Below are 25926 nucleotides of genomic sequence, written 5' to 3'. Positions count from 1 at the left end.
GGTGTCCTCCCAGTGAAGCGGCGCCCGGTGAATTCGCAGTTGGCAGGCGAGGTTGTATCAGCCTTTCGATGCCCGCGCGATGACGGTTGCGCGACTTGGCCATCGTCCGGGCTAACCCCTGCGCCGCGGCCTTATTCCGAGGCCGACGGTCGGCAAACGGCTCTCGTGGGTCGGATGCGCTGGCGCACGGTCGTCGGCGTAGGCAGATCAGGAGCTCAAAGACGACCGAAGAGTTGGCGCAGGTGACCCAAAATTCCGCCGCCTCCCAGCAATCCCTCGAGACGCGTGCGGGCGAGCGCATTACCGCGATCGGACGCCCTGCTGTACCACTTGGCGGCTTCCCGGATGTCCTTCGGAACACCCGTGCCGCTCTCGTAGGCATATCCCAGATTGTACTGGGCCTCACTGTCGTTCTGATCGGCGGCAACCCGAAGCAGCGCGATGCCCCGTGATAGATCGAGCGGCAAGCCACGGCCCTTAATGTAGAGCAATGCGAGATTCCCCTGCGCCCAAGCCGAGCCCTGATCGGCAGCCTTCGAAAACCAGGTCGCAGCTTGCTGATAGTCCTGGGCGAGACCGGCGCCATCCCGATAGAGGCGCGCGAGGTGGGTCTGACCGAAGACATCGCCCTGCTCGGCTGCCTTGGCGTACCATTGGGCTGCGACCTTCTCGTCGCGCGCCGTGCCAAGCCCGTATTCATATGCGTAGCCCAGCTTCCCCTGGCTGTAGGAATCGCCCTGCTCGGCGGCCATCAGAAACCAACGGATCGCCTCGGCGTAGTTGCGCTCGACGCTGTAGCCGCTTTCGTACATGTACCCCACATAGGATTGAGCCTTGGCGTTGCCATGCTCGGCATACGGTCGGAGCAGAGCCATCGCGCGCACGTAGTTTTGCGCCTGATACGCGTTCACGCCATCGGTAAACTCGGCGCTGATTTCCGTAACGAGCGGTACCGGTTTCGGCGTCAATCCGATCGGCCCGTATTTGAACTCCGCGAACTTGTCCAAGCCAGCCTTGATCGCCGCAGCAAATTCCGCCGGACAGACCGCAGCGTCGACGCTGAATCGCACCAACGCGCTGGAGCGAATCGTGCGGCTGCTGAGCGTGGCGGTCGCGTTGACCTCGATCCGCCCCGTCGCAGCGCCGTATGCCGTGCTGCCGCTGAAACTCTTGCTATAGATGACCGGCGCTGGCTTTTCGTAGAAGTTGGTTCCCTCAGGCACGGTGAGCGAACTGGTCTCCCGATATTCCAGCGAGCGGCACGGAAAGGCCCGGTCGGTTGGCCCGCTGGTGGCGAGCAGCAGCAGCGAGGGGCGCGGGTCAGTCAGCGGCAGCATCCTGATCCGCTCGAGATGATTGAGGCCGACGGGCTTGGTGATCTGGAAGTTCGTGGTGATCGCATAGCTGTCGGACAGGTCGCGCGGATTCGGGAAGCTGTAGTCGCCCGTGCCGCTCAGCCCCGCCTGCTCGATCAGCTTCCTGGCGCCGTTCTGCCGGTCCCCCGCGTCAAGGCCTAGTGCGACGGATCGTCCAACACTTGCTCCCAGTCCATTGCCGGACAACACCGAGCGCGCCTGACGTGTACCATCGCTGTGCAGCGTGTATTCCGTATCCGCTGCCAACACGAAGCGCTGCGGTGCCGTCACCGGGATACGGCCCATCGTCCCCTTGTCGATGTTGAGCGCGGGTTTGCCGCCGAGGTTCGGCGGCAGGGAATCGAACGCCACCAGCGACGAGGTCGGGTCGAGATAGCGGTCGATTGCCGGAACATAGACAATCGCGTGGTCGAAGTTCTGCGTCGCGACCTCCGTCAGCGTGTACTGCAGGCCGGCATTCACCACGACAAGGTTGGCTTCGATCCCCTGAACCGCGAGCAACGCCTTGAGGATCGTCGCATGCGCCTTGCAGTCACCGTAGCGCGCCGCGAGGACTGCGGATGCGGGTTGCGACGTCAAGCCACCATCCTCGAGCCCGATCCCAACGTACCGGATATTCCGCGCGACCCAGTTGTGAATTCGTTCAACTTTGCTTCGGGCGTCCGCGGCGTCGCCGACGATCTCGGCAGAGAGCTTTTCCAAACTCTCGTCAGGCTGCGCCATCGGCGCGTTACGGGCGTTCAATACCGCCGCAAGAGTTGCATAGTCCGCGAAGGTGCTGACCTCGAACCGCCGGGCATCGTCGAATGTCCCTGCGTCCATCTCGCGCGGCCTCGGCGTTTCTTGCCTGAAGAGAACATGATGGACGATCCGGTCGCCTCGCCTCTCCTCTTCATGTTCGACATTGCGCAACCCGACATACAACGGCTTCGACGCGGGCGCATCGAGCGTGAGCTCCATCACCTCGCGAGGTTGATCCGCCATTTGACGCCAGTAGCCCGCAAATTCGCCGGGAAACACGGCTCGCTTCGCCTTGTAGATCAACCGCCCCTTGACCTTGTCGCCGGGAGCGACGTCCGGATAAGCAACCAACCGCTGCCGCTGCTCGTCAAAATAGGGAGAGGAGCCATCCGTCGAGGCCGGCTGGTCTCGGATTGCGCGTTCGTCGACCGCAATGACCCGGCCGTCGGCTTTCAACGTAGCGAGCTCGCTGGATGACAAGTCGTAGAAATAGCTGTTGTAGCGGAAGGTTCGTCGAGCGAGCGCCTCGGCCCCCTTCTCATCGAGCGCCTGGGCTTCGAAATCGAAGATAGTCGTGCTCAGGCCTTGCTCGTCGAAAGTAATCGCATAGCGGCTGATCGTCCGCCGCCAACCCGGATCGATCCAGACCCGGTGCGGGTCCGCAGTCGTTGAAGTCGATGTATCGGCTGCGGCAAAGCTCAACGGCGTCAGTAGCAGTAAAGCGAAAAGGAGACAGATGCGCGCGATCATGGTGATGCAAGCCCGACGACGACCGAAACGTCGGCTGTTGAGCTAGCACCGCGAGATTACCGTCGCCTCGCCGGGATAGAAAAACTTTTAGGTTTCTCTTTTCGCGTGTGGGCACCCGTCCGATGTCGCGGACTGACGGCGCTACACCACCCGCCACACCCACTCGATGGCATGGGCAATGACGTCGCCGAACAGCAGCAGTGCCGCCGACCAGACCAGCGCGGAGACGAAATTGGCGATCTGGAATTGCCAGTACGACATCTCGAAAATGCCGGCCGCAAGCGGCACCGAGGCGCGCAGTGGACCGAAGAAGCGGCCGATGAAGATGCTGGGCACGCCCCAGCTCTTCACGAAGGCCTCGCCCCGCGGCAGGATCTCCGGGTAGCGCGACAGCGGCCACATCTGCGCGACCTGCTCCTTGTAGCGATAGCCGAACCAGTAGGAGACCCAGTCGCCGAGTGCAGCGCCGACGCCGCCCGCGATCCAGATCGGCCAGAAGCTGATCCCGCTGACGCCGATCAGGGCGCCGATCGCGACCAGCGCACCCCAGGCCGGAACCAGCAATGAAATGAAGGCGAGCGATTCAGCGAACGCCAGCAGCATGACGATCGGAGCGGCCCAGGCCTGGTGGTGCCGCACGAATTCGGCCAGGGCCCGCGCAAGGTCTTCCATCTCGTCGTGTGCCTTCCCGCTCCGTTGAACCTCGAATGAACCTTTCTAGCGGCACGCAGCCTAAGAACAGGTAAGCCAGCCGATTGCGTGACATCAAGTCACAAAGGCGGGGATCGACCGTGATTTCCCGTAAGGCCCCTGAGGTCCAGGTTGGCATCTCCCTCACAAGAAAAAGGAATGACTGGATGATCGGATCGCTGATGATGTGCGTGAGCGTTCTCGTCCTGCTGTTCGGAATGCTCGCGGGCATCGCCATGGGTATCCAGCACGACTTCACGTTGGGACCGGCGCATGCGCATCTCAATCTGGTCGGCGGCGTGCTGCTGTTCCTGTTCGGCCTCTACTACCGGCTGGTGCCGGAAGCGGGCAGCATGCTGCTCGCCAGAATCCAGGGCTGGCTGCATATCGTCGGCGGCGTCCTGTTCCCGGCCGGCGTGGCCGCCGTGCTGCTGAAGGGACCGTCGTTCGAGGCGGCGCCGATCGTCGGGTCACTGCTGGTGGTCGCCGCCATGGCCCTGTTCACGGTCATTGTAATCCGCACCTCGCGGGCGTAATCGCGGTTTCCTATCTATGGGGATGGCCAGGCTCCAGGGCGCGGCCGTCCCCATTGGCAGCCCATCCGTGGCATAGTCAGAGCAACCGATTCGCCGCGCCGTGACCGGCGCGCCACTTGAAGAACCATGGCCAAATCATTGAAGTCGAACGCCAAAAGTAAATCTGCCGACGATCTGTTCGGAGCCCCCGGAAGCGAAGGGACGCGCCCCGGCGAAGGCTGCATCGCGATCCGCTGGAAGCGCCGAAGCCGGCTATACGGCGGCTGACATCGAGGTGCTGGAAGGGCTGGAACCGGTCCGCCGGCGCCCCGGCATGTATATCGGTGGCACCGACGAAAAGGCCCTGCACCACCTGTTCGCCGAGGTGATCGACAACTGCATGGATGAGGCGCTGGCGGGCCACGCCACCTTCATCGACGTGGAGTTGACCGCCGACGGCTTCCTGACCGTGACCGACAATGGTCGGGGCATTCCGGTCGACCCGCATCCGAAATTCCCGAAGAAGTCGGCGCTCGAAGTCATCATGTGCACGCTGCACTCGGGCGGCAAGTTTGACTCCAAGGTCTATGAGACCTCGGGCGGCCTGCACGGTGTCGGTGTCTCCGTGGTCAACGCCCTCTCCTCGCTGCTCGAGGTCGAGGTTGCGCGCAGCGGGCAGTTGCATCGCATGACCTTCGAGCGCGGCCACCCCAAGGGCAAGCTCGAAGACCTCGGCAAGGTCAGCAACCGCCGCGGCACGCGCATCCGCTTCAAGCCGGACACCGACATTTTCGGCGCCAAGGCGGCTTTCAAGCCGCAGCGTCTGTTCAAGATGACGCGCTCGAAGGCCTATCTGTTCGGCGGCGTCGAGATTCGCTGGCACTGCGACCAGGAGCTCTTGAAGGGCATCGAAGACGTCCCGTCGGAAGCCAAGTTCCACTTCCCCGGCGGACTGAAGGATTATCTGGCCGCGGCGATCCACGCCGATACGCTGGTGCATCAGGATATCTTCTCCGGCAAATCCGGCCGCAGCGGCGCGCATGGCGCCTGCGAATGGGCCGTGGCCTGGACGGCCGATGCCGACGGCTTCCTGTCGTCCTACACCAACACGGTGCCGACGCCCGATGGCGGTACGCATGAATCCGGCCTGCGCAGCGCATTGTTGCGCGGTCTCAAGGACCACGCCGAACGCGCGGGCCAGGGCAAGCGCGCGGCGTCCATTACCTCGGAAGACGTGATGGTGGGCGCGGCCGTGATGCTCTCGGTGTTCGTGCGCGAGCCTGAATTCCAGGGCCAAACGAAGGACCGCCTCGCCACCGCCGAAGCGCAGCGCATCGTCGAACAGGCGATGAAGGATCCGTTCGACCACTGGCTGTCAGGCAATCCGAACCAGGCCAACCGGCTGCTCGATTTCGTGATCGATCGCGCCGAGGAACGGCTGCGCCGCCGTCAGGAAAAGGAAACCGCGCGCAAGACCGCCGGCAAGAAACTGCGTCTGCCCGGCAAGCTCGCCGATTGCTCCGACGCCGGTACCGAAGGCTCAGAGCTCTTCATCGTCGAAGGTGACTCGGCCGGCGGCAGCGCCAAGCAGGCGCGCGACCGCAAGACGCAGGCCGTGCTGCCGCTGCGCGGCAAGATCCTCAACGTCGCCTCCGCCGGCAAGGACAAGCTGACCGCCAACGCGCAGCTCTCCGATCTCGTGCAGGCGATCGGCTGCGGAACGCTCGCGCATTACCGCGAAGAGGATCTGCGCTACCAGCGCATCATCATCATGACCGACGCCGACGTCGACGGCGCACACATCGCATCGCTCCTGATCACCTTCTTCTACCGGCAGATGCCGCGGCTGATCGACGAAGGGCACCTCTATCTGGCGGTTCCGCCACTCTACAAGCTGAAGCACGGCACCAAGTCGATCTACGCCCGCGACGACGCGCACAAGGACGAGCTGCTGAAGAGCGAGTTCAACGCCAACGCCAAGGTCGAGGTGAATCGCTTCAAAGGCCTCGGCGAGATGATGCCGGCGCAGCTGAAGGAAACCACGATGGATCCGGCCAAGCGCACGCTGCTGCGCGTGGTGCTGCTGGCCGACGATCGCGAGGGCACCGCCGATTCGGTCGAGCGGCTGATGGGTACCAAGGCCGAAGCCCGCTTTGCCTTCATTTCCGACAAGGCCGAATTCGCCAGCGACGACCTGCTCGACGTCTAGGCCCAACCGATTGATCTGAAATGAGTTTCCGGCCGCTCCCAGATTGGGGCGGCCGTTGCCATTTTGCCCGTTCGGAGAGCCCCAGTGGCTTCGTTTTCAGCCGGATGTGTCTCACCAGCAACAGCATTTCCAACGGAACCACGTATAGTTCGATCATGAGTTTCGGGAATCGGTGCCAGCGCACTCCCCTGAGCGACCTGATCGAACGCTAGTCGAGGATTTGGATATGAAGAAGATTTTGCTCGCTCTGACCGCGGTTGCTGCGATGACGGCATCGGCGTCGGCGGCCGATCTGGCCGCCCGCCCCTACACCAAGGCTCCTGCTCCGGTTCCGGTCGCTCCGAGCTGGACCGGCTTCTACATCTTCGGCGGTGGCGGCGGCGGCGTCTGGGATGCTGACACGGGCGTCCAGTCGACCGTCACGGGTGCGCCGATCCTCGGCTTCAACCAGCGCCAGGGCGGCGATGGCTGGTACGGCACCGTCGGCGCCGGTTACGACTGGCAGACCGCCAACAGCTGGGTCATCGGCGTGTTCGCCGACGGTCAGTTCGGCAGCCTGAAGGGCACCATCCAGGATCAGGGTCCGTTCGTCGCCGGCAACATCAAGAACGACTACAGCTGGGCGGCTGGTGCGCGCCTCGGCTACCTGATCGCGCCGAACGTCCTGTCTTACGTCAACGCCGGTTACTCCAGCTCGCACTGGAAGGGCACCACGCTGTTCAACACCGCGAGCGCGCTTCCCTCGGGTCTGCACACCAACGACTTCGATCGCGGCGGCTGGTTCGTCGGCGGCGGCGTCGAGAACAACCTGAACATCTTCGGCATCACCGCGCCGGGCTGGTTCATGAAGACCGAGTATCGCGCCGCTTACTACGACAACAAGAACATCTCGGAGCTGGTCGACGGCACCAACCTCTCGAACGGCCGCGACATCACCTTCAAGCCGCTTGTCCAGACCATCAGCACCTCGCTGGTCTACCGCTTCAACTGGACCGGTCCGGTTGTTGCCAAGTACTGAGCTGCGTACTGATCCCTGCTGAGATAGCAGACCAAAAGCCCCGGCATTGTCCGGGGCTTTTTTGTTGCCCGAACGTCATCGAAATCTCCCCACGCGCAGGCCCGCCGGCGCAGGGCGGACCGGCGGTGGCCGATCTGGTCAGCGCCGGGACGATCGGGCACTCTCGCGCCCGGTTCAAACCTCAGCGGACAACAACAATGAAAAACGGACAGTTTGATCTCTCGGGCCGGGTCGCCATCGTCACCGGTGGCAATGGCGGCATCGGGCTTGGCATGGCGCGCGGCCTGGCGGACGCCGGCGCGGCGGTTGCCGTGGTCGGCCGCAACGAGGCGAAGTCGAAGGCCGCCGTCGAGGATCTCGGCAAGCGCGGCGCCAAGGCGATCGCGGTGGCAACCGACGTGACCGACAAGGCCGCCGTCGCGGCCATGGTCGAACGGGTCGTTCGCGAGTTCGGCCGGATCGACATTCTCGTCAACAACGCCGGCATGAGCATCCGCAAGCCTCCGCACGAGCTCGAGCTGGAGGAGTGGAGCAAGGTGATCGACACCAACCTGACCAGCGCGTTCATGTGCTCGAAGGCGGCCTATCCGGCGCTCAAGGCGTCGGGCCACGGCAAGATCATCAATATCGGCTCGATGATGTCGATCTTCGGTGCGAGCTTCGCCGCGGCCTATGCCGCGAGCAAGGGCGGTATCGTGCAGTACACCCGCGCCTGCGCCAACGCCTGGGCTCCCGACAACATCCAGGTCAATGCCATCCTGCCCGGCTGGATCGATACCGACCTGACCAAAGGCGCGCGCCAGCAGGTGACCGGGCTGCACGAGCGCGTGCTTGCGCGCACGCCGGCGGCACGCTGGGGTGCGATCGATGACTTCGCAGGCATCGCTGTGTTCCTGGCATCGCCGGCGTCGGACTTCGTCACCGGCACCGCGATCCCCGTCGACGGCGGCTATTCGGTGATGGCCTGAAAGCACAAGCGCTCTTCCGGTCGCGCGGCGCGCAGTTCAGCCCGCGGCCGGCGAATGCACGTGCTCCGGCCGCACCCCGACGGCGACCAGACGTGCGGTGAGGCCCTGCAGCCAGGGCATTGCCGTGATCAACCGCAGCGCCAACGGCACCGGCTGATCGCCGGCCTTCAGCGCCGCGCTGATGATGTTGTTCTGCGCAATCACCTGCATGCGCTGCGTCACGCGCACCGGGAATTCGCGGCGACGCCGCACCGCATCGAGTTCGTCTTCCGACGGCACGCCGTGAACGAGCTTCGCCGCCAGGATGTTGGCGGTCGCGACCGCATCCTGCACCGCGAGGTTGACGCCGACGCCGCCGATCGGCGACATCGCATGCGCGGCGTCGCCGATGCAGAGCAGGCCGGAACGGGTCCAGCGCGTCAGGCGATTGATCGCGACCGTGAGCAGCTTGACGTCGTCAAAGCTCTTCACGTCGGCAATGCCGGCCTTGAGGATCGGCGCCAGCCGCAGCACGTCGTCGAGCAGCGCCGGCAATCCCCTCGCCTTCACCGCCTCGTATTGGCCCTTGGCGATCACATAGGCGCATTGCCAGTAGTCGCCGCGATCGAACGTCACCATCATCTTGCCGTGCTCGACGCGGGCGAACAAATTCTCGGTCTCATCCGGACGCCGCCCGACGCGAAACCACAAAACGTCCATCGGCGCGCCGATCTCCTCGACGTCGAGGCCGGCGCGCTCGCGCACGATCGAATGACGTCCGTCGCAGCCGATGGTCAGATCCGCCTCGATCTCGACCGGGCCGTCGGGCGTGTTCGCGTGCACGCCTGCGACAGCATCGCCGCGCCGGATCAGATCGGTCGCCTCGGCCTTCATCAGCACCTTCAGCGAGGGGAAGCGCTTGCCGCTCTCGCGCAGGTAATTGAGGAAGTCCCACTGTGGCATCATCGCGATGAAGGGGTATTTGACGCTGAGGCGGCGGAGATCGGCGATCCGCACCGAGGTGCCGCCGAACATGCCGTCGAGCGTCTGGATGTCCTGATGCGGCAGCTTCAGGAAGCCGTCTATCAGGCCGAGTTCGTCCATCACCTGCAGGGTCGACGGATGCACGGTGTCGCCACGGAAGTCGCGGAAGAAGTCGGCGTGCTTCTCCAGCACCACGACATCGACTCCGGCGCGTCCGAGCAGATAGCCAAGCATCATGCCGGCCGGCCCGCCGCCGACCACGCAGCAGCGCGCCCTGATCTGACGCGTGTTCGGCCCTGCCGGATTGCCTGCATCCATGATGCCGTCCTCACCGCTGCCTCGCCCCTCAGAATCCGATTGTAACGCGGATCGGGCGGCAAGGATGCAAGGCTATCGCCTGAAGGTCTTGATTTCCGACACGCTGCCGTCGCGATAGGTCAGCTCGACCGAGACCGCCTTGGTCTGCGGCGCAAGCTTCAGATAAGGCTGCGCGTCAGACGGGATCGCGCTGGGATCGCGCGAATTGCAGGATGGCATCTTCAGGACCTTGTCCGGCACCGCGGTGTCGATGCCGATGCGCACCTCGCGGATCGCGCAGCGATACGACATCAGGTGCGTATAGTAGACCAGCAGTCCGTTGAACTCGCGGAATGACAGCCAGCTGGTCGCGGTCATGTCGAGGATCTTGCGCTGGTCGCGGATCAGCGCGGCGTCGGGATCGAACTTGATCGGGAACGGCCCCTGCATCATGCCTTGCGTATCGACATAGCGAATCTCGATCGTTGCGGCCGGCGCATCGGCCGGCAGCTCGACCGACGGATTGGGCATCCGCTTGCGCGTGCGCGGATCGAGCGTGTCGATGAAGCCGGTTTCGCGGAAATCGCCGCTGTCGCCGATCCGCCAGGAAATCCCGAGCGTTGGATCGGCGATCGAGAACACCACGGTCCAGCCGCCATTGTGCCGCGAGAAGCTCGCGATCGGCGCGTTGATCGAATCCTCCTTCGGCAGCTTCGGCACCGCGACCGGCGGCAGCGCGGCCACCTGCTGCGGCGGCGCGGACGGCTTGGCCGCCTCGGCCTGCCCCTTCGCGATCCCGTTCAGGAAGACATCGTCGACCATCTGGTCGAAATAGACCGGGATCTGCTTGTGCTTCACGGTCTCGGCCATCTCGCTGACCAGGCGCCGCGTGCGCTGCGCGACCTGCACGAGATTCTCGCCGGGCTGCAGCAGCTCCTTGGCGAAGGTCCGCGTGAACACCGAATTGGGATTGGCATCATCGTTCGAAAGACGGTCGAGCGCGGTCTGGCGCGGCCCCGCCGAGAACACCGAGAACACGCCCTCCGGCAGTTGCGTCATCGGCGCGAGGCCACCGCCGCCGGCGACCGCGCGCGTGCCGGCGCGCTCGAACGGATTGTTGCGGCAGGCGTCGAACACCAGGATCGAGGTGCGCGCCTTCTTGTTCTGCAAGCGCTCGACGATGCGGTCGGCGAGAACAGAGGCGTCGCGCACCAATTCCTCCTGCCCTTCGGTGGCGGCCGGCACGTCGGTCGGCAGCAGGAAATTCTGGCCGGCGATCTCGAAGCCGTGGCCGGCATAGAAGAAGAACGCGGTATCGCCGGGTTCCACGGAGCGGTCGAACGCGAGCAGCGTCTCGGAGAACGCCTGCCGGTTGAGGTTCTCGGCTACCATGACGCTGAAGCCGAGCTGCTTCAGCGTGTCGCCCATGGTGCGGGCGTCGTTGACCGCCTTCTGCAGCCTGGGCACGTTCCTGTAGTCATTGTTGCCGATCACCAGCGCGACGCGCTTTTCGGCCTGGGCGGGTGCGGCCGATGCGACAAATGCAACCGCCCAAAGGATCGCCGAAAGTCTCGAAAGCCAGCTCTTCATCCCGTTTTCCCGCCTGCACGACAAATGCGCCGCCCGTGCGACCGCCGCCTAATAGTCGGACCAGCCGTTTCGCCGGTTCAAGGCCGGCCGCGGACGGCCGTTCCGGCCGGCCACGCCAGGCCGAAATGAGGGATCCGATTTGTCTTAGGTCAAGTTTCTTTTTACGGCCCGCGTGATAGATTCGAACCTCCATCCGGTTCGAGCTCTCCGCACGTCGCAACGGCTTTTCCGTGCACACATGGTCTACTGATCAAGTCGATCCCAAGGATCGCTTCGACTATTGGCGCGAGGTCCGCGCCAAGGGGCTGTTCGGCGTCACCGCCGAGCTGGAAGCCGACCGGCGCCGCGACTTCTTCGGCGAGTTCTCGCTGCGCAAGCTCGGCGATGCCGGGCTGGTCGAGCTGCGCGCCTCGCCGTACCGTGTCGAACGGCGCACCGGCGACATCGCCGACGCGGCCAGCGACAGCCTGTGCATCTATCAGCAGCTTGGCGGCGGCGGCTGGTTCGGCGGCGCGCGGCTCGATGAATTTGCCGTTCGCGACGGCATGTTCGCGACCAGCTACTCGGACCTGCCCTATCGCACTGTCCCCCTGCACGACGACGGCTTCCACCTGCGCATCATCAAGGTCCCGGTCGCGAACATCGTCCCGCCGGGCGCCGAGCTCGGCGAACTCGTCCCCAGGCCGGTGCAGGATGAGACCGCGCTGCGGGCCCTGCTGGAAGCATGCTTCCGCGACCTCATCGAGAGCAACGATGCCGCGGCGGCGGGCACGGCGCCGACGGTGCAGGCGCTGGCCCATATCGCGCTGATCGAGCGCGGCATCATGCGGCCGAAGAGCCGGCTTGCGCAGCAGGCCTTGCGAACCGCCCATTTGTCGCTGGCCCGGCGCCTGATCCGGCGCCACCTGGCGCGTGCGGCGCTGTCGCCAACCCTGATTGCCGGCCTGCTCGGCATCTCGGTCCGTCACCTGCACATCCTGTTCGAGGAAACCGAGATGAGCTTCTCGGAGACCGTCACCGCGCTCCGGCTCGAGCAGAGCCGCCGCCTGCTCCGCGAGCAGCCCAGGCAAACGATCGCCGAGGTCGCCTTTGCCTGCGGCTTCGAGAGCCTTGCGACGTTCTACCGCCTCTTCAATGCATCCGAATCCATGACGCCGGGCGACTATCGCGCACAAACGGCCTGAGCGCCCGTCCGGACCGGCCGGGACACCACGCTCGCAATTCGCCGAAGCTTGGCCGCGCCCCCTTCAGCTCCTTGAACTTCACATCGCCGCGCGATCCGACTTTCGCTGAACCGAAGTGATCAGCCTGCGCGCATTGAGAAGATATTTTCCGGCCATTTCGCCAGAACCACTGCGGCGCTTCGCCCGGGTTCGGCACCGCAAATTTCCTTACCGGCGACGCGCGCGCTCATGCAGAGCGAGGGATCAGTCACGATGCGCGGTAAGCACGGGGATCACAGCCAGGAAACGCTAGCTACAGGCGCGACGCGCATTTATCTCGATGCCGCGGACCCGCGGGCGGATCAAATCCAGGCGTCTGAGCCTGCCCGTGAGGGCTCACCGGCGACCAGCAATCGCGGCTGGGCGCCGTTGCTCGAAGCTTGCCTCGCCGACTTCAAGGAGGCCACGGAGGCCGGTGATACCGCTTGCATTCCTGCGCTGGTCAAGATCGTGGCGGACCTTGCGCTGATCGAGCGCGGTGTGATCAGGCCGGGCAGCCGCCGGGCGCAGCAGGCGCTGCGCGTCGGCCGGCTCAGCCTCGCGCGCCGCCTGATCACGCGCCATCTTGCCAGGCCAAGCCTGTCGCCAGGGATGGTCGCTGGCATCCTCGGCGTCTCGGTCCGCTACCTGCACGTCTTGTTCGAAGCGACCGGGACGAGCTTTTCGCAGACCGTCACCGCCCAGCGCCTGAGCGAGAGCCGAAGGCTGCTTTGCGAGAAGCCGCCGCGGCCGATCGCCGACATCGCCCTCACCTGCGGGTTCGGCAGCCTCGCCACCTTCTACCGGATATTCGGCGATTCCGAAGGCCTGACGCCTGGCGGATTCAGGATGAAAAACAGCGCGGAGGCCCCCGCTGTGGCCCCGCCGTCCGGGACGGGGGTCGTGATTCATTTGACCGCCAAATGACGAAAAGGCGCGTATTTCAGTCAAAACGTTAAGCTTTTTCGGCTATCCGGCCGGTTCCAAGATTGACTTTACCGCTTTCGCCCCTATGTTGCGGGCAACGCGGCCCTCGGATCGAAACGCGATTCGTCAGGTTTGCCGTCCGTCGGCGTTAGTCAGAGCCCCCGAGCTTTATAGAAAAGCGAGCCGTTTCGGGGCCGAACGCGACAGCCTTTTACCTGCGATGCCGAACGGCGGTTTCGACCAGAGGCTCAATGTCTTTTTCCAATCTAGGCCTGTCCGATAAGGTCCTCGCCGCAGTTGCGGCCACCGGTTACACCAACCCCACTCCCATCCAGGAACAGGCAATCCCGCACGTTCTCGCCCGGCGCGACGTCCTCGGCATTGCCCAGACCGGCACCGGCAAGACCGCTGCCTTCGTTCTCCCGATGCTTACCCTGCTCGAGAAGGGCCGCGCCCGGGCACGGATGCCGCGCACCCTGATCCTCGAGCCGACCCGCGAGCTTGCCGCGCAGGTGAAGGAGCAGTTCGACAAATACGGCGCCGGTCAGAAATTGAACGTGGCGCTCCTGATCGGCGGCGTCTCGTTCGGCGACCAGGACTCCAAGCTGATGCGCGGCGTCGACGTCCTGATCGCAACGCCCGGCCGCCTGCTCGACCACACCGAACGCGGCGGATTGCTGCTCACCGGCGTCGAACTGCTGGTGATCGACGAAGCCGATCGCATGCTCGACATGGGTTTCATCCCCGACATCGAACGCATCTGCAAGCTCGTCCCGTTCACGCGGCAGACCCTGTTCTTCACCGCGACGATGCCTCCGGAGATCAGCCGCATCACCGAGGCCTTCCTGCACAATCCTGCGCGGATCGAAGTCTCCAGGCCCGCGACCACCGCCGTCACCGTGACGCAATTGCAGGTCCCGGCCGGTCGCGAAGCGCATGACAAGCGCGAGATCCTCCGCCGCCTGCTGCGCGATGCCAAGGATCTCAACAACGCGATTATCTTCTGCAATCGCAAGCGCGAAGTCGCCGTCCTTCACAAGTCACTCCAGAAGCACGGCTTCAGCGTCGGTGCCCTGCACGGCGATATGGATCAATCCGCCCGCACCGCGGCCCTCGATCAATTCCGGAAGGGCGAGATTCCGCTGCTCGTCGCCTCCGACGTCGCCGCCCGTGGTCTCGACATTCCCGCGGTGAGCCACGTCTTCAATTTCGACGTACCGCACCACCCCGACGACTATGTCCACCGCATTGGCCGTACTGGCCGCGCCGGACGCACCGGTACTGCGATCTCCATCGTCACCTCGCTCGATAGCAAGTCGATGACCGCGATCGAGAAGCTGATCGGCCAGCCGATCCCGCGCGCTGAGGGCGACTACACCGTTCACAGCGAAGCCTCCGACGAGGACGCCGCGCCGCGCCGCTCGCGTGGCCGCGAAGGTTCGCGCGATGGTGCCCGCGGCGGCCGCAAGCCGCGCCGCGAGCGCGAGGCGCGCCACGGTGAACGCGAGCCGCGTCACGGTGAACGCGAAGCGCGTCACGAGCGGGAGCCCCGCGAGGAGCGCGCAGCGAAGCCGGAGCGTGAACCGCGCCACGGCCGCAATTCGGCTCCGCAGGCCGCTCCGTCGCACGTGCCGTCGATCGGGCGTGCCGAGCCACGGCGGCCGCAGCGCGAGGTGGACCACGAGCCCGCCGATCATTCGCACCTGCCCGCCTTCCTGCTGCGACCTGTGCGCGCACGCGCATAAGGCCTGCTCTGACGCCGCCGCGCTAGCGGCGGTATTCCGGACAATTCTCTTGCCGCCCGCGACCGGCGCACGCGCTGATCCTCAGCGTTTGAAGCAAATGCGCGCAGTTTGCGCCTCGCGACAAAGCGCGATGAGATTTGCGTGAAGCGTCATTGTGCCTTAGCTCGTTGTTTGAGCATGATCTTTTCGGAAAACCGCTGCGCACTTTTCCGGATCATGCTCTAGCGAACAAACGAAAAGCGCCCGAAAGTGGCGCTCAAGGCGGACAAACATCGGGCGCGCCGCATGGTCGCCGCAGCCGGCTTCCCCGTAGTTCCACTGTTTACCTTGCCTTCACTCTCGTCCCGTACCCTCGCCCCAATAGTTTAGTCATTGCTGCCGGGTTTAATCGGCATTGCGTGCATTGAGGACGTGACAGTGGTCAAGCTGCTGGACGAACACGAACGTACGTTGGCCTTTGCCGAAGTCGCGCTTGGCCAGATCCGCTCGCTTCGCCAGACCGCAGTCCCCCGCAACTATGAAATCTGGTACGTCTACGCGACCGGATACAACGCGCCGCTCAACAAGGTCATCAACGAGACGCTGGCGCGCAGTGGCAAGCTCTCTGAATCCGATCTCGAGCAGATCTACGAAACCTACCTTTCGCACATCAAGACCTCGGACCGCATCGACAAGGTCGGCGCGCGCGTCATCGGCGAGATCGACGCCGTCATGAAGCTGATCACCGATGCGCTCGACGTGTCCGCGACCTATGACGCCAGCCTCGTCGGCGCCAGCGATAAGCTTGCGAGCGCGACCACCCGCGATCACATCAAGGCAATCGTCGATAGCCTGGCGAAATCGACGCGCGAGATGCGCGAGACCAATCAGGCATTGGAGAACCGGCTCGCGCTGTCGAAGTCGGAGATCAGCGACCTGCAGCATAGCCTCGAGGCGATCCGTGCCGAGAGCCTGACCGATCCGCTCACCGGCCTCGGCAACCGGAAATATTTCGACCGCTCGATCGACATGGCGGTGCAAGCCGCGCTCGCCAGCGGCGAGCCGCTGTCGCTCCTGATGTTCGACATCGACCACTTCAAATCGTTCAACGACTCCTACGGCCATCTCACCGGCGACCAGGTGCTGCGGCTGGTGGCACAGTCGCTGAAGCAGAACATCAAGGGCCAGGACATCACCGCCCGCTATGGCGGCGAGGAATTCGCAGTGGTGCTTCCCAACACGGCGCTGCGGCAGGCGCTGACGGTCGCCGACCACATCCGCCGCGCCGTGATGGCCAAGGAGCTGAAGAAGAAGTCGACCGGCGAGATCCTCGGCCGCGTCACGATCTCGGTCGGCGTCTCCATGCTGAAGCCGACTGACGACACCGACTCGCTGATTGAGCGCGCCGACGCCTGCCTCTATGCCGCCAAGCGCGCCGGCCGCAACCGTGTGATCTGCGAGGCCGATCCGGAATACAGCACCGAGATCCAGACCCGCGTGGCGTGACTTCCCTCACGTCCTCCACAGTCATTGCGAGCGAAGCGAAGCAATCCACCTGCCGCATATGCGGATCCATGGATTGCTTCGCTTCGCTCGCAATGACTGTGGATGGATTGGCTGCCTCAGGATGCGGATCGCTTCTTTGCCGATCGCTTCTTCTTGGCCGATGGCCTCTTCGCAACCGCCTTTTCTGCCGTAGCTTTCTTGCCTGCAGTCTTCTTCGCAGGCGCCTTCGACTTTCGCGCAACCGCTCGTTTCCTTGGCCGCTTGCGCAGCGCGGCGCGCTGGGCGGCGCCGAGTGCCGACCGTGCCCAGACCGCGAGTTCTTCCGAATCATCGAACAGCCGTGCCGGCAGCTGCCAGTAGGAGTTCACCGTGACGGTCTTCGACCGTGTCTGATATTGGAATGGCCCGCAGCCCTCCGCCTCAAATTGCGGGATGGTCTGCTCGTCGGCGCGGAAATAAAGCCCGGCCCGCAGGGCCAGCGCGAAATTGGTGCCGTCAGCCGAGATACCATAGCCGGAGAACATCCGGCGCAGCGTGACCGGGCCGAAATCGGCGAACAGGTCGGTGAGGAATTCGCGGTCCATGTGCCAATCGCCCCCGTTCTGTCGCCTCATGGTAAGGAGCACGTCTCCATCCATGTCATTGCGAGCGTAGCGAAGCAATCCATCGCGCAACAAGCGGAAACATGGATTGCTTCGCTACGCTCGCAATGACGGGCAACACAGGTGCCGATCACACAACAATCGATATGCGGACGTCTCTAGACCGTGGCCGGCTTGAGCTGCACCGATTCGCCGCAACCGCAAGCGGAGACCTGGTTCGGGTTATTGAACACGAACTGGGCCTGCATCTTGTCGGCCACATAGTCCATCTCGGTTCCAAGCAGGAACAGCACGGCCTTCGGATCGACCAGGATCTTCACGCCCTTGTCCTCGACCACTTCATCGGTCGGACGGATCTCGTGAGCGTATTCGACGGTATAGGACTGTCCGGCGCAGCCGCCGTTCTTGATGCCGACACGCAGCCCGACGATCTCCGAGTCGGCGCGTTTCGTCAGCTCAGTGATCCGTTCCGCGGCGGCATCGGTCAGTTTCATGACCTGCGGGCGCGGCCGCTTCGGTTTGGCTGGGGTCGGTGAAACTTGCGTCATGTCACTCATGTGGTCAGTCCCAGCGGCAAATCAATTGCCGATCTTCTTGAGCCTAAGTCCAATCCGTAAAGGTTCTTGATCAGAACCTTGACCTCTTGTTCTGACGCGTTTTCTTCACGCGAACCGGCATCCACTTCGCTCGAAAACGCTGCGACGCATCACCACATATTGAGGACGAGGCGCGCCTCGTCCGACATCCGGTCCGGCGTCCAGGCCGGATCCCACACCAGATTGACGTTGACGACGCCGACGCCGGGAACGCTGGCGACCGCGTTCTCCACCATCTGCGGCAGCTCGCCGGCGGCCGGGCAGTTCGGCGTGGTCAGCGTCATCATGATGTCGACCGAGCGATCATCCTTGAGATCGACCTTGTAGATCAGGCCGAGTTCGTAGATGTCGGCCGGGATTTCCGGGTCGAACACCGTCTTCAGCGCCGCGACGATCTCGCCGCTCATGCGCTCGGTCTCTTCCGCCGGCAGTGCCGAGGTGGTTTCCATGGTGGCCGTCTTGACTTCGGCTGTATCGGTCATGCGAACAATTCCCGCGTCTTGATCAGCGCCTGCGCCAGATGGTCGACTTCTTCCCTGGTATTATACATCCCGAAGGATGCACGGCAGGTGGCCGTGACGTTGAACCGCTCTAAAAGCGGCATCACGCAATGCGTGCCGGCGCGCACCGCAATGCCCTGACGATCGATCACGGTCGCGACATCGTGGGGATGCGCGCCCTTCATTTCGAACGAGATCACCGGTCCCTTGTTGCGGGCGGTTCCGATCACCCGCAGCGAGTTGATCTCGCGCAGGCGCTCCTGCGCATAGGTGAGCAGTTCATGCTCATGCGCGGCGATGCGCTCCTTGCCGATCGAATTGACGTAGTCGATCGCAGCCCCCAGCCCGATGGCCTCGACGATCGGCGGCGTCCCGGCCTCGAACTTGTGCGGCGGATCGCCATAGGTGACCCAGTCCTTGGCCACCTCACGGATCATCTCGCCGCCGCCGTTGAACGGCCGCATCGCCACCAGATGCTCGTGCTTGGCATAGAGCGCGCCGATGCCGGTCGGTCCGTACACCTTGTGGCCGGTGAAGGCGTAGAAATCGCAATCGAGGTCCTGGACGTCGATCGGCAGGTGCACCGCACCTTGTGCGCCGTCGACCAGCACCGGGATGCCGCGGTCGTGCGCCAGCCGGATCACGTCCTTGACCGGAACCAGCGTGCCGAGCGCGTTCGACATCTGGGTGATCGCGACGATCTTGGTGCGCGGGGTCAGGAGCTTCTCGAACTCCTCGATCAGGAAGTTGCCCTCGTCGTCGACCGGTGCCCACTTGATCACGGCACCATGGCGCTCCCGGAGGAAATGCCAGGGCACGATGTTGGAGTGGTGCTCCATGATCGAGAGGACGATCTCGTCGCCCTCCTTGATGTTCACCCCGCCCCAGGACGACGCCACCAGGTTGATCGCCTCGGTGACGTTGCGGGTGAAGACGATCTCTTCATTGCGGCGGGCGTTGATGAACTGCGCGACCTTGCCGCGGGCGCCCTCATAGGCCTCCGTCGCGGCATTGGCGAGGTAATGCAGGCCGCGATGCACGTTGGCGTATTCGCTCTTGTAGGCCTCGGTCATGCGGTCGAGCACCGCATTCGGCTTCTGCGCCGAGGCCGCGTTGTCGAGATAGACCAGCGGCTTGCCGTAGATCTGCATGGCGAGCGCCGGGAAATCCTGCCGCACCAGTGCGACGTCGTAACTGCCGTTGGCGACCGCCTTGTGCATGCTCACGCCCTCGCCTGAAGCCAGCGCTGCGCGGTGGCAATTGCGACCTCGCGCAATGCGTCGCTGGCGATGGTCTCGATCGCCTCGCCGACGAAGGCCTGGATCAGGAGCGCCTGCGCTTCCTTCTCGGGCAGTCCGCGGGCGCGCATGTAGAACAGCAGGCTCTCGTCGAGCGCGCCGGTGGTCGCACCGTGACCGCAGGTGACGTCGTCGGCGAAGATCTCGAGCTCGGGCTTGTTGTCAGCCTCCGCGTCGTCGGACAGCAGCAGCGCACGGGTCATCATCTTGGCGTCGGTCTTCTGCGCGTCGGGGCGGACGATGATGCGGCCCTGGAACACCGAATGGGCGCGGTCGTCGACAACGGCGCGGAAGATCTCGCGGCTCGCGCAGTGCGGCACCGCGTGATCCACGAACAGCGTGGTGTCGGCGTGCTGCTTGCCGTTGATCAGATTGACGCCGTTGGTCTCGACCGTCGAGCCCTCGCCGGCGCAGGTCACCGTCAGCTGATAGCGGCTGACATGACCGCCCGAGGTCAGGCCGAAGGTATTGAAATGGGCATGCGCGCCGAGCGACACCGTCGCCGAGGAAATATTGAAGGCATCGACGCTGTCTTCGACCAGGCGCACGTGATCGAGCCGTGAATTGTCACCGATCGCAACAACCAGTCCGTCATGGGTCTGGTAGGCCTTGGCGCCGTCGGCGGCGAGACAGCTCTCCACCAGCGTCACGCCGGCATCGCGGCCGAGCCGGAGCAGCGACCGCGTGAACGTCGAGGCCGGCACAGTGCCGGATGCGACATGCACGATGTGCAGCGGCTGGGTCAGCACCGTGCCGTTGGCGACGTCGATGACGACCCCGTCGGTCGCCATCGCGCCATTCAGCGCGATCATGGGGTTGGCGACATCGGACGCGAGAGCCTGTGTCGCGACGATCTCGTCGCCGGCTTCCAGCGCGAGGCGCAGCGGATTGATCGAGAGCCCTTTCTCCAGATCTCGCCAATCGGAGAGATCAGGCGCGAACGCGCCGTCGACCAGCACCAGACGCCGGACGCCTTCGATCGCGCGGGCCTGTACGACGGCCCTGGCGCGGCTCAGCGCGGCATCATCCGGGGCCGCCGCGAGCGGCAGCACCTCGCGCATCAGCGCGCGCAGGTCGGTGTATTTCCAGTCCTCGATCCGGCGATGCGGCAGGCCTGATCGTTCATAAGCCTCGAACGCCTGGCGCCGCTGATCGGCGATCTTGCCCTCGCCCGGCAGACGGTCGCGCACCACGGCGAATGCGTCGCCCAGCGCGCGCCCGGTCTCGGTCTTTGCAACAACGTTCATCACAAAACCCGCGTTTGTCAGGCAGCGTCTTCGAACTGCGTGTAACCGGACTCTTCCAGCTCCAGCGCCAGCTCCTTGCCGCCGCTCTTCACCACCCGGCCCTTCGACATCACGTGCACGAAGTCGGGCACGATGTAGTTGAGCAGCCGCTGATAGTGGGTGATCACGACCATCGCGCGCTCCGGCGAGCGCAGCGCGTTGACGCCGTCGGCCGCGATCCGCAGCGCGTCGATGTCGAGGCCGGAATCCATTTCGTCGAGGATGCAGACGGCCGGCTCGAACAGCGCCATCTGCAGGATCTCGTTGCGTTTCTTTTCGCCGCCGGAGAAGCCGACATTGACGCCGCGCTTCAGCATGTCCTGCGGAATGTTCAGCGACTTGGCGACCTCGCGGACCTTCTTGAGGAAGGCCGGCGACGAGATCTCGTCCTCGCCGCGCGCCTTGCGCTGGGCGTTGAGCGCCGCGTGCAGGAAATTCCAGGTGGTGACGCCGGGAATCTCGACCGGATACTGGAACGCCAGGAACACACCCTTGGCGGCGCGCTCGTTCGGCTCCATCTCCAGGAGGTCCTCGCCCCTGAACAGGATCTGCCCGCCGGTGACTTCATAGCCCGGCTTGCCGGCGATGACGTGGGAGAGCGTCGACTTGCCGGAGCCGTTCGGCCCCATGATCGCGTGCACCTCGCCCGGGTTCACCGTGAGCGATAGCCCGTGGAGGATTTCACGCTCCTCGACACGAACCTGCAGATCTTTCACTTCAAGCAGAGACATCTGATTTTTCCTGAGCGTCACCCCGAGGCGCGTCGGCCGCGCCGTTGGCGGGATGGATTAGCCAACTGAACCTTCAAGGCTGATCGAGATCAGCTTCTGCGCTTCCACCGCGAACTCCATCGGCAGTTGCTGCAGCACGTCCTTCACGAAGCCGTTGACGACGAGGCCGACGGCTTCTTCCTGCGAGAGCCCGCGCTGGATGCAGTAGAACAGCACGTCCTCGGAAATCTTCGACGTCGTCGCTTCATGCTCGAACGTCGCCGAGGAATTCTTGGCCTCGACATAGGGCACGGTGTGCGCGCCGCATTTGTCGCCGATCAGAAGCGAGTCGCAGGCGGTGTAGTTGCGCGCGCCGGTGGCCTTGCGGTGCGCGCTGACCAGGCCGCGATAGGTGTTCTGCGACTTGCCGGCGGCGATGCCCTTGGAGATGATCCGGCTCGACGTGTTCTTGCCGAGATGGATCATCTTGGTGCCGCTGTCGACCTGCTGGAAGCCGTTCGAGATCGCGATCGAGTAGAACTCGCCGCTCGAATTGTCGCCGCGCAGGATGCAGCTCGGATATTTCCAGGTGATCGCCGAACCGGTCTCGACCTGGGTCCAGGAGATCTTCGAATTGCGACCACGGCAGTCGCCACGCTTGGTGACGAAATTGTAGATGCCGCCCTTGCCTTCCGAATTGCCCGGATACCAGTTCTGCACCGTCGAATACTTGATCTCGGCATCGTCGAGCGTGACGAGCTCGACCACGGCGGCGTGCAGCTGGTTCTCGTCGCGCTGCGGCGCGGTGCAGCCCTCGAGATAGGAGACGTAGGAGCCCTTGTCGGCGATGATCAGCGTGCGCTCGAACTGGCCGGTGTTGCGCTCGTTGATGCGGAAATAGGTCGACAGCTCCATCGGGCAGCGCACGCCCGGCGGCACGTAGACGAACGAGCCGTCGGAGAACACAGCCGAATTCAATGTCGCGAAGTAGTTGTCCGAGGTCGGCACCACGGTGCCGAGATATTTCTGCACCAGCTCGGGATGCTCGCGGATCGCCTCCGAGATCGGCATGAAGATCACGCCGGCCGCCTTCAGCTCCTTCTGGAAGGTGGTCGCAACAGAAACCGAATCGAACACGGCGTCGACCGCGATCTTGCGGTTCGGCGTCTGCTCGCCACCGGGCGGCGGCTCGACGCCCTCGAGGATCGCGACCTCGCGCAAGGGGATACCGAGCTTCTCGTAGGTCTTGAGGATTTCCGGATCGATCTCGTCGATCGAGGACAGCGTTTTCTTCGGCTTCGGCGCCGCGTAGTAGTAGATGTCCTGGTAGTCGATCTTCGGATAGTCGACGCGCGCCCAGGTCGGCTCGGTCATGGTCAGCCAGCGGCGATACGCCTCCAGGCGCCATTCCAGCATCCAGGCCGGTTCGTTCTTCTTTGCGGAGATGAAGCGGACGGTGTCTTCCGACAGCCCCTTCGGGGCCTTGTCGGACTCGATCAGCGTCTCAAACCCATATCGATACTGGTCGACGTCGATGCGCCGGACGCGCTCGACCGTCTCTTGTACAGCAGGCATTCAATCCTCCGCTCGCGGTTTCAAGGACCGCGGTGGATCTCAAGTTCCGAAAATCTCTTACGATGCTTTGATGACGAAATCCGCTTAGAACAGTTCAAGCTGTGTTTCGTCGTCCCCCCTTAACTAAGGTATCGGCGAGCTTTCGCCAAGCCTTGAGGGTCAAATCCACGTCTGTCTCCGTGGTAGACCAGCCAAGACTAAGTCGCACCGCTCCTTGGGACACCTCCGAACGGTACCCCATTGCCTCCAGCACGTGGGACGGCTGGACCTTGCCCGAGGAGCAGGCGGAACCGGACGAGACCGCGATTTCCCCAAGGTCGAACCCGATGACCGCCGTCTCGGCCTTCATTCCGGGTGCCGTGAACAAGACGGTATTCGGCAACCGCTTGACGTCATCGGAGAACACCAGCACGTCCGGCGTCTGCCGCAGCCCGTGCTCGAGCCGGTCGCGCAGTCCCCTGACGCGGGCTGCATCGGCCTTCAGCGCCGCCATCGCGGCCTTGGCGGCCGCACCGAACCCGGCGATGCCGGCGATATTCTCGGTCCCTGCCCGCCGCCCGAGCTCCTGCCCGCCGCCGCGCAGAAACGCCTCAAGGCCCTCGACGCCCTCGGCGAGCACCAGCGCGCCTGCGCCCTTCGGTCCGCCGATCTTGTGCGCCGACAGCGTCACCAGGTCGGCCTGCGTCGAGGCCAGATCGAACGGGATCTTGCCGAACGCCTGGATCGCATCGACATGCAGCAGCCCGCCGGCCGCATGGACGATTTCGGCGACGTCAGCCACCGGCTGAATGGCACCGGTCTCGTTGTTCGCCAGCATCACCGAGACCAGAGCCGGCGGACCATCGGCCAGCAGTGCGCGCAGATGGTTGAGATCGATCACACCGGCCCGCGTGACATGGATTGCGGAGGTCGCCTCCGTCGCAAACCGACCGCCCGCGAGCACGGACGCGTGCTCGATCGCCGACACCAGGAGCCGCTGCACCGGCGCGCCCGCAGCGCGGCGCAATCCCGGCGTCAGTGCGAGCGCATTGGCTTCGGTCCCGCCGGAGAGAAACACCACGTCCTGCGGCCGGCCGCCGACCGCCTTCGCCACGGCATTGCGGGCATCCTCAAGCAGCCGTCGCGCCCGCCGTCCCTCGCTGTGCACCGAGGACGGGTTGCCGATCAATTCCCACGCCGCAGCCATCGCCGCCTTCGCCTCCTGGCGAAGCGGCGTGGTGGCATTCCAGTCGAGATAGACGCGATCGGCCATGGAGCTATCCGCGGCAACCACCGTGGTTGCGGCCTTCACTGCGAGATAACGACAGTTGACGACCGAGACCAGATCAGATGTCACCGGCACGGGAGATTTTTCACGCGCGGCGGGAGCCTTGCTGCCGCGAGACACGGCGTTCGCGATCCCCTGAGCGCGATAGCATTATGACAGACTGAAACTTCAGGTAGCCTTCGAGGCGATCCGGCGTGTCGATCCGGATCGCCGCCGACGCACTGGCTGCGCGCGCGTTCGCACGCGGATTCGCGACCGCCAAGCGGCACAATTTCCTTGATTTTTGCCCCTTGCGTCATGCTAGAAGGCCTCCAGCGTGCCGCGCGGCGGTGCCTGCGCCGATTTCATCACGAGCTGCTCTGTTCGCGAACCGTCGCTGAAGATGGCTCCAACCGGTTGATTGATCGACGTCAATCAAGGGAACGCGGCAATCAAGGGAACACAATGCCTGAAGTCATTTTCACCGGCCCTGCTGGCCGCCTCGAGGGCCGCTACCACCCGGCCAAGCAGAAGAACGCGCCGATTGCGATGATCCTGCATCCGCATCCGCAGTTCCACGGCACGATGAACCACCAGATCGTCTATCAGTGCTACTACGCGTTCGCGCATCGCGGCTTCTCGGTGCTGCGCTTCAACTTCCGTGGCGTCGGTCGCAGCCAGGGCTCGTTCGATCACGGCACCGGCGAATTGTCCGATGCCGCCAGTGCGCTGGACTGGGCGCAGGCGATCAATCCGGAGGCGCGCGCCTGCTGGGTTGCGGGCTTCTCGTTCGGCGCTTGGATCGGCATGCAGCTTCTGATGCGCCGGCCGGAGGTCGAGGGATTCATCTCGATCGCGCCGCCCGCCAATCTCTACGACTTCTCGTTCCTCGCGCCCTGCCCGTCGTCGGGCCTGATCGTGCACGGCGACAAGGATGCCGTGGTGCCGCCCAAGGACGTCAACACGCTCGTCGAGAAGCTGAAGACGCAAAAGGGCATCGTGATCGACCAGCAGGTCATCCCCGGCGCCAACCACTTCTTCGACGGCAAGCTCGAGCCGCTGATGGAGACGGTGACCGGCTATCTCGACATGCGTCTCGCCAACGTGCGCTGACGCGATCTTGTAGCCCGGATGGAGCGAAGCGAAATCCGGGATCACGGACTCCGTGGTTGGACCTGCCCCGGATTGCGCTTCGCTCCATCCGGGCTACGGATTCCACGTAGCCCGCATGAGCGAAGCGACATGCGGGGCGCGGCCGACAAGAACCCGGATATCGCTGCGCTCATCCGGGCTACGGTCCCTACTTTCATTCCGGCGCCAGCTTCAGCGCCGCAATCCCGACCAGCACCAGCGCAATCCCCGCGACCTTCATCGGGTTCAAGGCCTCGTTGAACAGCAGCACGCCCATGGCCAGCGTGCCGGCCGCGCCGATGCCGGTCCACACCGTGTAGGCGACGCCGACGCCGAGCACCTGTAGCGCGCGTCCGAGCAGGAACACGAACGCGGCGAGCAGCAGCAGCGAGACCAGCGTCCAGCCGAGCCGCGTATAGCCTTCGGCATATTTCATCGAAATCGCCCAGCCGACGTCCAGCAGGCCGGCGACGACGAGCGCGGTCCAGGCAACCGAATGAGACATG

The 25926-nt window shown here is 64.3% G+C and carries 21 protein-coding genes and 1 pseudogene; 9 read left to right on the top strand and 13 right to left on the bottom strand.

The window, feature by feature from the left end; translation table 11 throughout:
• Nucleotides 1-215: 215 nt before the first annotated feature.
• A complete protein-coding gene (locus tag ACVW1B_RS12495) occupies nucleotides 216-2867 on the bottom strand; it encodes a DUF3857 domain-containing protein (RefSeq protein ID WP_456821631.1) in 2652 nt (883 codons plus the stop codon).
• Between the two features lie 141 nt (nucleotides 2868-3008).
• Nucleotides 3009-3539, bottom strand: coding sequence for a DedA family protein (locus ACVW1B_RS12490; RefSeq protein ID WP_028332199.1), 531 nt, complete (start codon nucleotides 3537-3539; stop codon nucleotides 3009-3011).
• A gap of 185 nt (nucleotides 3540-3724) precedes the next feature.
• On the opposite strand from ACVW1B_RS12490, the gene ACVW1B_RS12485 reads away from it, so the two are divergent.
• The 4 genes and pseudogenes from ACVW1B_RS12485 to ACVW1B_RS12470 all read left to right on the top strand — a co-directional run bounded on the left by ACVW1B_RS12485 (nucleotide 3725) and on the right by ACVW1B_RS12470 (nucleotide 8267).
• Complete coding sequence (locus ACVW1B_RS12485) at nucleotides 3725-4093, top strand: hypothetical protein (RefSeq protein WP_253608758.1); 369 nt, start codon at nucleotides 3725-3727, stop codon at nucleotides 4091-4093.
• 126 nt (nucleotides 4094-4219) lie between these two features.
• A pseudogene (gene parE / locus ACVW1B_RS12480) lies at nucleotides 4220-6281 on the top strand (DNA topoisomerase IV subunit B).
• A gap of 226 nt (nucleotides 6282-6507) precedes the next feature.
• Nucleotides 6508-7299 (top strand): outer membrane protein, encoded by a 792-nt coding sequence (locus tag ACVW1B_RS12475; protein WP_076828706.1) that lies wholly within the window; start codon nucleotides 6508-6510, stop codon nucleotides 7297-7299.
• Nucleotides 7300-7496: 197 nt separating this feature from the next.
• Nucleotides 7497-8267, top strand: coding sequence for an SDR family NAD(P)-dependent oxidoreductase (locus tag ACVW1B_RS12470; protein ID WP_253608761.1), 771 nt, complete (start codon nucleotides 7497-7499; stop codon nucleotides 8265-8267).
• Between the two features lie 36 nt (nucleotides 8268-8303).
• Here ACVW1B_RS12470 and ACVW1B_RS12465 read toward each other — a convergent pair whose 3' ends face one another.
• Nucleotides 8304-9548 carry an FAD-dependent oxidoreductase gene (locus ACVW1B_RS12465; RefSeq protein ID WP_253608763.1) on the bottom strand — a complete coding sequence of 415 codons (1245 nt, stop codon included), beginning with the start codon at nucleotides 9546-9548 and terminating at the stop codon, nucleotides 8304-8306.
• A gap of 72 nt (nucleotides 9549-9620) precedes the next feature.
• Nucleotides 9621-11117: a caspase family protein gene (locus ACVW1B_RS12460; RefSeq protein WP_253608764.1), complete on the bottom strand. Its 1497-nt coding sequence runs from the start codon at nucleotides 11115-11117 to the stop codon at nucleotides 9621-9623.
• A 230-nt stretch (nucleotides 11118-11347) separates the two neighbouring features.
• Here ACVW1B_RS12460 and ACVW1B_RS12455 point away from each other — a divergent pair, with 230 nt between their 5' ends.
• The 4 genes from ACVW1B_RS12455 (at nucleotide 11348) to ACVW1B_RS12440 (ending at nucleotide 16476) form a co-directional block, all read left to right on the top strand.
• The gene (locus ACVW1B_RS12455; RefSeq protein ID WP_253608765.1) at nucleotides 11348-12301 is read left to right on the top strand and encodes a helix-turn-helix transcriptional regulator; all 954 of its coding nucleotides are present in this window, start codon (nucleotides 11348-11350) and stop codon (nucleotides 12299-12301) included.
• A 252-nt stretch (nucleotides 12302-12553) separates the two neighbouring features.
• A complete protein-coding gene (locus ACVW1B_RS12450; RefSeq protein WP_456780621.1) occupies nucleotides 12554-13246 on the top strand; it encodes a helix-turn-helix transcriptional regulator in 693 nt (230 codons plus the stop codon).
• 251 nt (nucleotides 13247-13497) lie between these two features.
• Nucleotides 13498-14991: a DEAD/DEAH box helicase gene (locus ACVW1B_RS12445; protein ID WP_057018600.1), complete on the top strand. Its 1494-nt coding sequence runs from the start codon at nucleotides 13498-13500 to the stop codon at nucleotides 14989-14991.
• 417 nt (nucleotides 14992-15408) lie between these two features.
• Nucleotides 15409-16476 carry a GGDEF domain-containing protein gene (locus ACVW1B_RS12440; RefSeq protein WP_253608768.1) on the top strand — a complete coding sequence of 356 codons (1068 nt, stop codon included), beginning with the start codon at nucleotides 15409-15411 and terminating at the stop codon, nucleotides 16474-16476.
• Between the two features lie 116 nt (nucleotides 16477-16592).
• Here ACVW1B_RS12440 and ACVW1B_RS12435 read toward each other — a convergent pair whose 3' ends face one another.
• The 8 genes from ACVW1B_RS12435 to ACVW1B_RS12400 form a co-directional block, all read right to left on the bottom strand.
• Nucleotides 16593-17060: a TfoX/Sxy family protein gene (locus ACVW1B_RS12435; protein WP_253608769.1), complete on the bottom strand. Its 468-nt coding sequence runs from the start codon at nucleotides 17058-17060 to the stop codon at nucleotides 16593-16595.
• A gap of 176 nt (nucleotides 17061-17236) precedes the next feature.
• Nucleotides 17237-17626, bottom strand: coding sequence for a HesB/IscA family protein (locus ACVW1B_RS12430; protein ID WP_146984699.1), 390 nt, complete (start codon nucleotides 17624-17626; stop codon nucleotides 17237-17239).
• A gap of 158 nt (nucleotides 17627-17784) precedes the next feature.
• Complete coding sequence (locus ACVW1B_RS12425; protein ID WP_016845787.1) at nucleotides 17785-18156, bottom strand: SUF system Fe-S cluster assembly protein; 372 nt, start codon at nucleotides 18154-18156, stop codon at nucleotides 17785-17787.
• Nucleotides 18153-19400 (bottom strand): cysteine desulfurase, encoded by a 1248-nt coding sequence (locus tag ACVW1B_RS12420; RefSeq protein WP_253608770.1) that lies wholly within the window; start codon nucleotides 19398-19400, stop codon nucleotides 18153-18155. Before ACVW1B_RS12420 ends, ACVW1B_RS12425 begins: the two co-directional genes overlap by 4 nt.
• Complete coding sequence (sufD, locus tag ACVW1B_RS12415) at nucleotides 19397-20719, bottom strand: Fe-S cluster assembly protein SufD (protein WP_253608771.1); 1323 nt, start codon at nucleotides 20717-20719, stop codon at nucleotides 19397-19399. The genes ACVW1B_RS12420 and sufD overlap by 4 nt, the downstream gene beginning before the upstream one ends.
• A 17-nt stretch (nucleotides 20720-20736) precedes the next feature.
• Nucleotides 20737-21489: a Fe-S cluster assembly ATPase SufC gene (gene sufC / locus ACVW1B_RS12410; protein WP_028342146.1), complete on the bottom strand. Its 753-nt coding sequence runs from the start codon at nucleotides 21487-21489 to the stop codon at nucleotides 20737-20739.
• Between the two features lie 57 nt (nucleotides 21490-21546).
• Nucleotides 21547-23043 carry a Fe-S cluster assembly protein SufB gene (gene sufB, locus ACVW1B_RS12405; protein ID WP_038380064.1) on the bottom strand — a complete coding sequence of 499 codons (1497 nt, stop codon included), beginning with the start codon at nucleotides 23041-23043 and terminating at the stop codon, nucleotides 21547-21549.
• 94 nt (nucleotides 23044-23137) lie between these two features.
• Nucleotides 23138-24295 (bottom strand): cysteine desulfurase family protein, encoded by a 1158-nt coding sequence (locus ACVW1B_RS12400; RefSeq protein WP_253610020.1) that lies wholly within the window; start codon nucleotides 24293-24295, stop codon nucleotides 23138-23140.
• 459 nt (nucleotides 24296-24754) lie between these two features.
• Here ACVW1B_RS12400 and ACVW1B_RS12395 point away from each other — a divergent pair, with 459 nt between their 5' ends.
• On the top strand, nucleotides 24755-25402 hold the full coding sequence (locus ACVW1B_RS12395; protein ID WP_016843213.1) for an alpha/beta hydrolase: 648 nt from the start codon (nucleotides 24755-24757) through the stop codon (nucleotides 25400-25402).
• A 193-nt stretch (nucleotides 25403-25595) separates the two neighbouring features.
• On the opposite strand, the gene ACVW1B_RS12390 is transcribed toward ACVW1B_RS12395, so the two are convergent.
• A complete protein-coding gene (locus tag ACVW1B_RS12390; RefSeq protein WP_456821630.1) occupies nucleotides 25596-25925 on the bottom strand; it encodes a DMT family transporter in 330 nt (109 codons plus the stop codon).
• Between the last annotated feature and the right edge of the window lies 1 nt (nucleotide 25926).

It is taken from the genome of Bradyrhizobium sp. USDA 4502 (assembly GCF_054063355.1).
Note: the sequence above shows the minus strand (reverse complement) of the source record. Positions and strands in the feature narration are given on the sequence as shown.